Genomic DNA, 10,567 nt, shown 5'->3' with positions numbered 1-10,567 from the left:
GCAGCCGCCCGGAACCCGAACACAGCTGGGTAGCCCGGTGTCGGCAGGCGTTGTGGAAGGCCTTGACCGAAAGATCGGGCTGCCGCACCACCAGGATCGACTGGTCGCAGATCTCGTACTCGACGAAATCCCCAGGCTGCGGGATCTCCTCCAGCCGGCAGGCCATCTGCCAGACCCTCGGCCACAGATACTCCTTCTCGAGCTCGTAGAACCCCCGGTCGTAATAACGCTCACGTGGCACACGTAACCGGTCACGCATCGCGAACGGAACATCGCGAGTGGCGACCGGGCGGCGGTCGTCGGTGAGAGCCATCAACATCAACCTCCTGCCACACGGGCTTCCATACGGTGTCAGCCCGACGCCTGGATCGTCCCGATCTCGGCACCGATCTCATAGACCGTCTCGATGGCGCCGGTCCAGTGCACCGTGCCGGACGCGCCGGCTTCGACCTCGGTTTCGGCCTTGTCCGTCGCGATGATGAACAACGGGTCGCCCTCAGAGACGTTCGCTCCCTCATCCACGAGAAGCTCGAGCAGCTCCGCCTCCGAGATCGCGACCGATACACGCGGAATACGGATCGCGAAGTCAGCCACAGGCACCGTCCCTGATCGTTTCCGACCGCAGCGTCTGCTGGACCGCCGCGACAATACGTTCGGTGTTCGGGTATATCTGCGATTCCAGTGCCGGCGGGGCCGGATTCGGCACGAACCGGGCACCCACCCGCTCCACCGGCGCCTCAAGAACACCGAAGAGCTCGCGCTGCAGAATCGCGGCGATCTCCGCCCCGGGCCCGGCGAACCGCACCGCGTCATGCACCACCACAGCACGCCTCGTTCGACGCACCGAATCAACCATCGCCGGCACATCGAGCGGAACCAGGGTGCGCAGATCAAGCACCTCGGCGCTGACCCCCTCCGCCTCGAGCACGGCTGCCGCGCCGAGCGACTCGACCACCCCCCGGCCATAGCCGATCAACGTGACATCAGTACCCGGCCGCTTCACGTCCGCCTGACCCAGCGGAATCGAGAATCCCGGATCCACCGGCACCAACCCGCGCTGGCCCTGCAGACGAATCGTCTCCAGGAAGACGCACGGGTCATCATCAAAAATCGCCGACGTGAGAAGACCCTTGGCGTCCCGCGGCGTCGAAGGCACGATCACCTTCAACCCCGGAACATGCATGAACCACGCCTCCAACGACTGCGAGTGCGTCGCCCCGGTCCCCAACCCGCCATAGACCTGTGTCCGGACCGTGATCGGCGCGGTCGTCCGCCCCCCGGTCATGAACCGCAGCTTCGCCGCATGATTGACGATCTGATCGGAGGCGATACCAATAAAATCCATGATCATGATTTCGGCGACCGGGCGGAACCCCTCCATCGCGGCGCCGATCGCGGCACCCACGATCGCCGCTTCGGAAATCGGCGTGTCAAGCACCCGATCCGCGCCGTATTTGGTCGACAGCCCCTTGGTCGGCCCGCTGGAGCCGGGATCGGCAATATCCTCCCCCAGCAGGAAGACACGCTCATCAAGCGCCAACGCCTGGTCCAAAGCGAGGTTCAACGCCTCGCGCATCGTCATCCGTTGCTCGTCCACGTCCACCTCTATGCAGGTCCAATGATCGAGAAGGCGAACAGTCATCACGAGGCCGGCATTGCCCGGAGCCGCTCTTACCGTGACGCCAGCGGGATATGGGTCTAGGCGGGGCAGTTCCGCGGGTCGGCGTACACGTCACGATCCAGCTCGTCGAGTGCCGCGACCGGCGCCGCCAGGACCGCGGTCAACGCCTCCTCGACCGCCGCGACGGCGGCCGCCTCGATCTCGTCGAGCTCGTGCTCATCGCAGACCCCCGTCTCCAGCAGGCGCGACCGGAACCGCGGGATCGGATCAGCCTCGACAGCGGCGGCCATCCGTTCAGCTGGGATGTACGCCATGGGATCCCCGAAGTAGTGACCACGGAACCGGAACGTCACGCACTCCACCAGCGTCGGGCCCCCTCCGCTCCTCGCCCGCTCCACGGCCTGCGTCAACACGGCAAGGACGGCGAGAGGGTCGTTGCCGTCGACGCGGACACCCGGCATCCCGTACCCGCCCGCCCGGTCCGCGACCTGGGCGATCTTCATCGTGTGCTCAGTTGGCGTCATCTCGCCGTACTGGTTGTTCTGGCACACCAGCACCAACGGCAGATCCCACAGCGCCGCCATGTTCGCCGCCTCGTGAAACGAGCCGGTGTTCGTCGCCCCGTCACCGAAACTCACGGCCGTCACCCGATCCAGGCCCTTGCGCCGCGCCGCCATGGCCATCCCCACCGCGACCGGCGGCCCGGATCCCACAATCCCCGTCGACAACATGACGCCTGAGTCGGGGCGGGCAATGTGCATCGTCCCGCCCTTACCCCGGCCCGATCCCACCTGCCGGCCCAGCATCTCTCCGTAGATCTCCACCAACGGCACACCCTTGCCGATCAGGTCATGCAACCCCCGATAGGTCGTGACCAACTGATCGTCCGACCGAAGACACACCCCCATCGCCGCGGCAATCGCCTCCTGCCCACGAGGAGGCCAGTACACGCACTGCAGCTCACCCGACGCGATCCCTCTGCTCAGCCGGTCGTCGGCCGCCTTCATGAGCGTCATCAGCTCGTATAACCGGCGCCGCACCTGTCCCGAGATGCCCGCCGTTCGATCCGTCGTCATGTTCCTCCTCCTGCGACCGGTGCACCACCGCCAGACGGCGACACGCGAAGCGGCTGAGAGGCGGGAGCCTCGTGCATGTCTGTCGGGGTGACGAGCCGCGACATCGGGCATGACCGCACCGCAGCATCCGTGTGGCGATCGCCCCACCATCGGGTGCTCCACCCTCGATCATTCACGTATACAATCATCGACCCGCCGGTGTATACAAGTCCTTCCGACGAAGCGCTGTCGGGCGACGCCGAAGACGCGGCAGGAGGCCGCGCCGGATTCAGGTACGACCTCCTTCATGCCTTCTTGTCTGTCATCCACCGGCTGACAGCAGGTCGTTCCGCCGAAGCGTCCGGAAACCCGAACCCTCGAACCGAGAGGAAGACGGAGTCCTCCTCTCGCTTCGCTAGGCCAGTCGCGCCGACCAGCCGCCATCGACTGGAATGACGACTCCGGTCACGAAGGAGGCGCGGTCCGAGGCCAGAAAAGCCGCTACCTCGGCCAGCTCCCGCGGTTGACCGCCCCGTTTGAGTGCAGCCTTCGAACTCATCTCGCGCAGCAACTCAGGCGGCCCTTTCATGATATCGGTGAGCGTAAATCCAGGTGCGATGACGTTTGCCCGGATGCCCATGGGACCGTACTCGACGGCCACCGCCTTGGTAAGGGCATGGGTGCCGGCTTTCGCGGCAGCATACATGATTGACGTCCGGCTCTGGACATTGATCGCCGAGATCGAGGAGAAGTTGATGATGCTGCCGCCGCCTGAGCGGAGCATCGCTGGAATCGCATGTTCGGTCATAATGAGCACGCCACGCAGATTCACCTGGGTCATCTTCTCGAACTCGGCGACGGCGACGACCTCAGGTGGCCGGGTACCGTGGGTACCGGCCACGTTCAGCACGGCATCGACGCGTCCGAACTCCTTGATAGTGGCCTCGAACATCGCAGCAACGCCCGTCTCGTCGGAGACGTCGCAGTGGAAGGGAAGGACATTTCCGCCGACTTCGGCCGCAGTGTCCTTCTCCGCACCACTTATATCGACGGCCACCACCTTGGCACCCTCCTGAACGAAGAGCTTTGTAGAAGCCTTCGCTATCCCCGATCCAGCGCCGGTTATCACCGCCACCTTCCCGTCAAGCATGCCCATTACTCACCTCCGTAGACCGGTGCATCGGGACCGGCAACCTCGTCACCAGCACACAACGACTCAAGTACGCGGCCATGAACGGCCCGTCGTTCTTCCTGACTCATCATGAACAAAACCTAATTCCCATACCTCGGCGGGCTCACAGGCAGCACCGCTGGCTGGCTGGCACGCGAAACGGGTCGGCGTCGCAGACGCTGGCTAAGCGCTCTGAACGCAGTCAGGCCTTCGGACGGTCGCCAGTGATGGTGATACGGCGCAGGACCCGACGTTCCGCGTAGTCGGCGACCGCACGATGTTGCGTAACCCGCTCTTCCCACACTGCGATCATGTTCGGCTGCCAACGCAGACGGACGTGGAACTCCGGCGTATTGACGTGTTCGTACAGCATCCGCAGGAGCGTCTCGTTCTCCCGCTCACTCATCCCGACGAGCCGCTCCGTATAAACCGAGTTGACGTAGAGAGCCTTCCGCCGAGTCACCGGATCGGTGATCACGACAGGATGCACGTGACTTTCCCCCTGACCGAAGGCGTCGTGGTACCGCGCCACCGCAGCGGTGCTGTGCACAGCCTCCATGCCGTCGAACAGCCGCTGGTATCGGGACGATAAGGCATCGAATGCCGCGGTCATGCTTGCCCACATGGTGTCACCACCGAAGGCCGGGACCTCCACCGAGCATAAGAGTGCGGCTTGGGGGGGCTTCTCCTGAGGACTCCCGTCCGTGTGCCAGTAGCTCGTCCGGAGTCGCACCGCGTCGGCGCCCTCCTCGGTTACGAATTGGCCAGGCCCTTTCCCATAGGGATAGACATATGGCTCACCAAAGACCGAGGAAAACCCCGAGAACTGCTCGCTGCTGATCGCCGTGTCCGAATGGAAGAACAGCACGCCGTGTTCATGCAACGATCGCAGCAGCACCGACGCCACCTCGTCGCCGTGGGCAACGTGGACGTCGACACCGTGGACGATCGCACCGATGTTCCCCGTCACCTTCTCGAATCTGATACTGCCGACTGTCGAGAGTCTCTGCGCCGGCGTAGTTTCTACACCCATGGATACCGACCTCCTTTAACTGACGATGTCAGAACACGCACACCCGTTCGCCAAGCGGACTCTGCTGACGCCGGGGCTCGGAGCGGATACGGCTCGCGCGGTACCCGGCCGCGCCGTGCACGAAACTTGACGACAATGCCGAGGACTAACTCTCGTATCCGGGCAGTCCGAGCATCTCACGGGCCTCGGCCGGTGTGGCGACCTCCCGGCCCATGCTTCGAGCCATCTCGACGACACGCGTGACGAGCTCGGCGTTCGTGGGCATGCCGAGCTCCTGGTATGAATGGTCGGCGACGCCGATGGCGACGTGGCCGCCGGATTCGATCGCGCCTGCGAGCGCCGGAAACGCATTGCCGCCGATCACACTTAGGAACCAGGGCCAGTTCGCCTGAGCCGGAAAGAAGTCGAGGAGCGCGTGCAGCCCCCTGATCGTTGCCGGATGTCCGTAGCTGACGAACGGGTCCGCGAACAGCGTCAGCTCACAGAACAGCGGCTCCTTGTACAGTCCCATCTCGAGGAACGCCTCGGTGAGCCGAACCCCAGCGATGTTCCATATCATGGATACCGGCTGCACCCCGACAGCGCTCACGGTCTCGCAGACATGCGTGAGCATCTTCGTCGTGTTCAAATAGACTCGATCGTTGCTGATGAACGCTCTGCGCTGCGAGTCGTACCGGTCCAGGTTGGTGGTCAGCATGTCGACTGGGACGCAGTCGGGCCTGGTCGCCGGATCCTTCGCCATCTCGACGATGTGCCCCACACGCTCCTCAGCGGTCGGCAACATGCTCGCGCCCAGCGTCGGAAACGTGATGAGATCGCTCTCCTGCTTGATCCGCCGCACCACGTCCGCGTACAGATCCACATCAGCAGACTGCGCACCCGTCTCGGGATCCCGGGCGTGGTAGTGCACGAGTGACGCGCCCTGCTGCCAGCACTCGACTGCCTGGCTAGCGATCTCCTCAGGGCTGTAGGGAACGTGTGGACTGATGTCCCTAGTCGTTCCCTCGTTGATCCGGACCTCGATGATGAGCTTCTGCTTCGTCATACACACCTCACGTTCGCCACGCCGGCTTACGTCGAGTCAGTCGGCCTCGTAGTCGAGGCCGTAGAGGGAGCCCCGGGACCGGGGCAAGCCGCCCACAGGTGGGATCACTCGACCCCTTGGGAGTTGCCGATACGGGACCCTCGATCCACGACCGGCTGATCCGTGGATCTCGGCCCCGACGGGTGATGCGGACGCCGGCCGTGCGGGCGCTCGGCCCTGGCGAGACCGCCGCACCGGTGCGTCCGGCGCGGTACCGACCGGTTGATGCCGAGCTCACGGCGGCTGCTCATAGACCGCCTCACCTTGAGCTTGGGTCATCATCCCGACGTACCTCCTGGGCGACCGACCTTCGGATGAACGGACCTGCGTGCCTGCGACCCCACCCGCCCCCTTGCCAACTGTTGTATACACCTCTCAGGCATGGTTGTATACAAACTGTCCGAGATCCGCAAGAGGTGGGTTTGGTCACCGGACCGTCCGCGGAGCCGGGCATGTCCGTCTGGCTGGCCACGCCAGAGCCAAGATCGATAACAGGGTGGAGGTGGGGCTAACATCATCGCGCCAGCGGTCCTCGAGAGATCATCCCCGCGGCGGGGCAGCAATGACCAAGGCGGGGGTTCGGCGAGACGAGGCGTGCCTGCTCGCCTGCGGTAACGGTCGACGCTCGACCTTGCCGTCAGTGCGCATAAATTCCTCTCACTCGCCAAGGGCTTGCGATAGTCAAGGAAGGCACTTCGCGCACGATCCAGCCGGGACGGATGTACGTTTTCGTCGACCTGACGGACGCAACACCCATGAAAGGAACGAACGCAAGACTGGGGCCGCGGGCCTGTAGAAGAGGGGCCTACCCAGAACACTGGATAAAATGCCGCCGGGGCGCCGCATGAATGTGTGGCCTCCCGGGCCGGCGTGACACAAGAGGCGGGCAGCTATGGACAAGCTAGATGGGCGCGGCGCAGTGGTTGTCGGCGGTGGGAGCGGAATCGGTCGCGGGATTGCTTTAGGTCTCGCCGGTGAGGGAATGCGAGTCGTCGTTGCTGACATCGACTCCGGCAGCGCGGAGGCAGTACGCGACGAGATCGTGCGGCGCGGTGGCGACGCGTACGCTTCACGCGTGGACGCGACCGATCGCGACTCGTTAGCGGAACTCGCGGCCGGCGCAGCACGCGATCTGGGTGGCGTGCATGTGCTCGTGAACACGGTCGGCGTCCACACCAACGCTCCACTCACCACGGCCAGCGAGCAACTGTGGGCGTGGTTCGTCGAGTTCCACCTCATGGCAGCCGTGCGCGTAGTCCAGGCGTTTCTACCGCTTCTACGTGGACACGACGACGAATCGCACATCGTGCTTACATCGTCAATGGCCGGCCTGCTGGCGTTACCCGCGGAGCAGACGGGCGGCACGGACACCGGCGTGTACACCACGTTGAAGCATGCTGTTCTCGGGTACGGCGAGATGCTGCGATACGAGCTCGCGTCCGAAGATATCGGGGTGTCGGTGCTCTGTCCCGGAGCGGTGGCAACCAACTTGGTCTCGACGTCTGCCCGGCACCGCCCGGAGCGGTTCGGTGGACCGGCGCCCGATCCGATGGCGGGTCGTGAGCTGCCGTCGGACCTGCTGCTGAGCATGATGTCGGACGAGGCCGTGGGGCCGATTGTCGTGCGGGGCATCCGTGGTAACCGTACATACATCATCACACATCCGGAGATGGAGGGCATGGTGCGTGCCCGCCACCAGCATCTCCTGGAGGACTTCGCGTTCTTTTCGGCGACGTGACCGCCAGACCTGGTCGGGTGACCTGGGGGAATCGCACCCCAGTAGAATCCATGCACGTGGCGCGTGCTTCCGGGCGCGTCGCGGCAGAGGCGTCGAACCTACTGGGCCCGTGCGGAATTACTTGTAGGCGGCGTGGCGGTTCCGTCAGCCGAGGTGCCGAACCCGAATTTGGAGTCCCATAGGCGTGGAGCGCTTGGCGAACCGCTCCGGCCGGGATTCCGGTCAGACATCCCATGTTTTTGGATGTCAAGCGGCGGCGTCGGATGCGACGTTCTGTGGCCAGGCGGTTGCTTCCTGATAGTGGGTGTGGGTCTTGAGGCAGCCGTGGAGGATACCGACGAGCCGGTTGCCGAGCTGGCGTAGTGCGGCGTGGTGGCCGGTGCCACGGGCGCGGATCGCGTCGTAGTAGGCGCGGGCGCCGGGTGAGGCGTTTAGCGCGCTGAACGCCTGCTGGTGCAGGGCGTCGGCGAGCCGGTCGTTGCGGGCGTAGCGGGCCATCACGACGGTCTTCTTCCCCGAGGCGCGGGTGACCGGGCTGGTCCCGGCATAGTTCTTGCGAGCCTTGGCGTCGGCGTAGCGATCGGGGTCGTCTCCGAACTCGGCGAGCACCCGGGCGGCGAGGACCGGCCCCAGACCGGGCTGGGACAGCAGGACCTCAGCGTCCGGGTGCTGGCCAAAATGGGCATCGACCTGCGCGCCGAGCCGGCCGATCTCGGTGGTGAGCGTGCCGATCAGCCCAACCTGGGCACGCACGACCGCGCCGTAGGCGGCGGCGGTCGCCGGACGGACCGGCAACTGACCGGCCTGAAACCCGGCCCGGATCGCCCGCGCCCTGCCCGCGAGGTCACCGCGGCGGCGGGCCCGCTTGAGCGCGGCGGAGATCTGCGCGACGGTCAGCCGCCGGGCCAGGTCCGGAGCCGGCGCCTTCTCGAGCAGTTCCAACGTGTCGGCGGCGTCGAGGTCGTCGAAGACGGCCACCGCGGCTGGGAACGACTCGACCAGCGCCGCGCGCAGCCGTTGGACCTGCCGGGTGCGGTCCCAGACCAGCGTCTGATGGGCCCGGGCGGTGACCTTCACCGCCTCGGCCAGGTCGCTGTCGCCGGCGACCGGCCGCAGCTGGTGGCGGTCGGTACGGACCATGTCCGCCAGCGCGTGCGCGTCGCCGGCGTCGCTTTTCGCCCCGGATGTCGAGTACCGCTCCCGATACCGGGCCGCCTGCACCGGATTGACCGCGATCACCTGGTAGCCCGCCGCGACCAGCGCCGACACCCACGGCCCGCGGTCGGTCTCGATCCCGACCACCACCTCAGCAGGGTCGGCGTCCTCGGCCAGGTGCGCACCGACCAGCTCGTGCAGCCGGGTGATCCCGGCGAGCCCCTCCGGCAGCCGGCCCTTCGTCAACCGGCGGCCGGTCCCGTCCTGCACCTCCACATCATGATGATCTTCTGCCCGGTCGTCTCCGACGAACAGCACCCAGGCCTCCCCACGCTCCGCCAGCAGGTCCGGCAGCCCACGGGAGATCCACCACGACCTAATGGTCAAGTGATCACGTCGCGATGGACGGCCACGACATCCCATCGGTAGTCAGCTCTCCCGACCACCGGCAGGGGCACGATCTGACCAAAGGACTCGAACTCGGTCCAGGCGCGGAGAGTGCTCACCTGCCAGCGGCTACCAGCACCGAGCCTGCCTCATCCCGACCCGGTAGCTCCCATTAGTTCCCCTGGCCCTTCGGGCACGCCGCCCCGGCGTGAAAGCTCCGCCTGGGCTCTTTCAGGCGCACCCGGAGCGGCCTGGCAGGGTGCGGGTTGACCGCCCGTCCAACGCCGTCCGTTCCTTGGCCTTCGTCGCCGTCCATTAGTTTGGCGAGGGATCTTGACCGTGCGGGTCGCCCGCTGTGCTTCGAGCACGCCAGTCAGAGTGTTGATCTTTTGTCGGTCCCCGGGCGGTCGCTACCTGTAGGTATCGATCGGTTGGGGGTGCGGTGGACGGTTCGGTCGAGGTCGTCGTGGACGACACCGAGCAGACCCTGGCGCGGGTCGCGGCGATCGACGTCGCGAAGGCGTCCGGGAAGGTGTGCGTGCGGGTCCCGCACGACACGAAGGAAGGCACGCGGGTCACCCGCGTCTTCGACGTCGTCGCGACGGTCCCGGCGGTGGAGGGGCTGGCGGACCACCTGGTCTGCCAGGGTATCGAGCGAGTGGTCCTCGAAAGCACCTCGGACTACTGGCGGGTGTTCTACTACCTGCTCGAGGAGCGGGGCCTTGAGGTGTGGCTGGTCAACGCCCGGGATGTGAAGAACGTCCCCGGAAGGCCCAAAACGGACAAGCTGGACGCTGTGTGGCTGGCGAAGCTGAACGAGCGCGGGATGCTGCGGCGGTCGTTCGTGCCGCCGGTGGACATCCGCCGGATGCGGGATGTGACCCGGATGCGGGTCGACCTCGTCGCGGACCGCACGCGGGCCAAGCAACGGAGCGAGAAGGTGCTCGAAGGGGCGCTGGTCAAGCTCTCGTCGGTGGTCTCGGACCTCTTCGCCGGTGGCGGGGCGGCGGATCCTCGACGCGCTGGTGGCCGGGGAACGCGACCCGCGCCGGCTCGCGGCGCTCGGGACGGGCCTGAAGGCCTCGCCGGAGGAGATGACCGCGGCGCTGACCGGCCGGTTCAGCGACCACGACGCCTTCCTGCTGAAGATCTACCTGGAGCAGGTCGACGCGCTCGACCAGCAGATCGCCACGCTGTCCGCGCGCCTCGAGGAGATGACCGCGGCGATGCCGCTGCCCGCCCGCCGGTCCGGCACTCCCGAACCCGCCGGGGTCACCGTGGTGGACGGGGTGCCCGGGACGGTCTCGACCGTCACCGGTGAGA

At 66.0% G+C, this 10,567-nt stretch carries 9 protein-coding genes and 2 pseudogenes; 3 read left to right on the top strand and 8 right to left on the bottom strand.

The features are described 5' to 3' along the window. The 7 genes from FMEAI12_RS10205 to FMEAI12_RS10175 form a co-directional block, all read right to left on the bottom strand. Window positions 1–313: Rieske 2Fe-2S domain-containing protein (locus FMEAI12_RS10205; RefSeq protein ID WP_146776664.1), on the bottom strand; the 313-nt coding region annotated here is incomplete at its 3' end. Between the two features lie 38 nt (window positions 314–351). Next, entirely contained in the window at window positions 352–594 is a 243-nt protein-coding gene (locus FMEAI12_RS10200; RefSeq protein WP_112105824.1) for a lipoyl domain-containing protein, read from the bottom strand. Then, complete coding sequence (locus tag FMEAI12_RS10195; protein ID WP_112105827.1) at window positions 587–1,597, bottom strand: alpha-ketoacid dehydrogenase subunit beta; 1,011 nt, start codon at window positions 1,595–1,597, stop codon at window positions 587–589. The genes FMEAI12_RS10200 and FMEAI12_RS10195 overlap by 8 nt, the downstream gene beginning before the upstream one ends. Window positions 1,598–1,698: 101 nt before the next feature. After that, window positions 1,699–2,697, bottom strand: coding sequence for a thiamine pyrophosphate-dependent dehydrogenase E1 component subunit alpha (locus FMEAI12_RS10190; protein WP_112105823.1), 999 nt, complete (start codon window positions 2,695–2,697; stop codon window positions 1,699–1,701). A 394-nt stretch (window positions 2,698–3,091) separates the two neighbouring features. Continuing rightward, on the bottom strand, window positions 3,092–3,832 hold the full coding sequence (locus FMEAI12_RS10185) for an SDR family NAD(P)-dependent oxidoreductase (protein WP_112105822.1): 741 nt from the start codon (window positions 3,830–3,832) through the stop codon (window positions 3,092–3,094). Between the two features lie 217 nt (window positions 3,833–4,049). Continuing rightward, the gene (locus FMEAI12_RS10180) at window positions 4,050–4,880 is read right to left on the bottom strand and encodes a TauD/TfdA family dioxygenase (RefSeq protein WP_112105821.1); all 831 of its coding nucleotides are present in this window, start codon (window positions 4,878–4,880) and stop codon (window positions 4,050–4,052) included. A gap of 145 nt (window positions 4,881–5,025) precedes the next feature. Next, window positions 5,026–5,925: a 3-keto-5-aminohexanoate cleavage protein gene (locus FMEAI12_RS10175; RefSeq protein WP_112105826.1), complete on the bottom strand. Its 900-nt coding sequence runs from the start codon at window positions 5,923–5,925 to the stop codon at window positions 5,026–5,028. Between the two features lie 931 nt (window positions 5,926–6,856). Between FMEAI12_RS10175 and FMEAI12_RS10165 the strand changes: the two genes are divergently transcribed. Continuing rightward, the gene (locus tag FMEAI12_RS10165; protein WP_112105820.1) at window positions 6,857–7,702 is read left to right on the top strand and encodes an SDR family NAD(P)-dependent oxidoreductase; all 846 of its coding nucleotides are present in this window, start codon (window positions 6,857–6,859) and stop codon (window positions 7,700–7,702) included. Window positions 7,703–7,948: 246 nt separating this feature from the next. On the opposite strand, the gene FMEAI12_RS10160 is transcribed toward FMEAI12_RS10165, so the two are convergent. After that, on the bottom strand, window positions 7,949–9,175 hold the full coding sequence (locus FMEAI12_RS10160; protein ID WP_112105825.1) for an IS110 family transposase: 1,227 nt from the start codon (window positions 9,173–9,175) through the stop codon (window positions 7,949–7,951). A 511-nt stretch (window positions 9,176–9,686) separates the two neighbouring features. Between FMEAI12_RS10160 and FMEAI12_RS37985 the strand changes: the two are divergent. Then, window positions 9,687–10,136, top strand: a pseudogene (locus FMEAI12_RS37985) (transposase); the annotation flags it as partial. 103 nt (window positions 10,137–10,239) lie between these two features. After that, window positions 10,240–10,567: pseudogene (locus FMEAI12_RS37980) on the top strand (IS110 family transposase); the annotation flags it as partial.

Source organism: Parafrankia sp. Ea1.12, assembly GCF_900465275.1.
GTDB lineage: Bacteria > Actinomycetota > Actinomycetes > Frankiales > Frankiaceae > Parafrankia > Parafrankia soli.
The sequence above is the reverse complement of the archived record's forward strand: the minus strand, read 5'-3'. Positions and strand labels throughout refer to the sequence as shown.

Bases quoted from the DNA above. Each gene is read 5' to 3' on its own strand.
- FMEAI12_RS10175 (WP_112105826.1), bottom strand. From the start codon at position 5,925: ATGACGAAGCAGAAGCTCATCATCGAGGTCCGGATCAACGAGGGAACG.
- FMEAI12_RS10190 (WP_112105823.1), bottom strand. From the start codon at position 2,697: ATGACGACGGATCGAACGGCGGGCATCTCGGGACAGGTGCGGCGCCGG.
- FMEAI12_RS10185 (WP_112105822.1), bottom strand. From the start codon at position 3,832: ATGGGCATGCTTGACGGGAAGGTGGCGGTGATAACCGGCGCTGGATCG.
- FMEAI12_RS10180 (WP_112105821.1), bottom strand. From the start codon at position 4,880: ATGGGTGTAGAAACTACGCCGGCGCAGAGACTCTCGACAGTCGGCAGT.
- FMEAI12_RS10165 (WP_112105820.1), top strand. From the start codon at position 6,857: ATGGACAAGCTAGATGGGCGCGGCGCAGTGGTTGTCGGCGGTGGGAGC.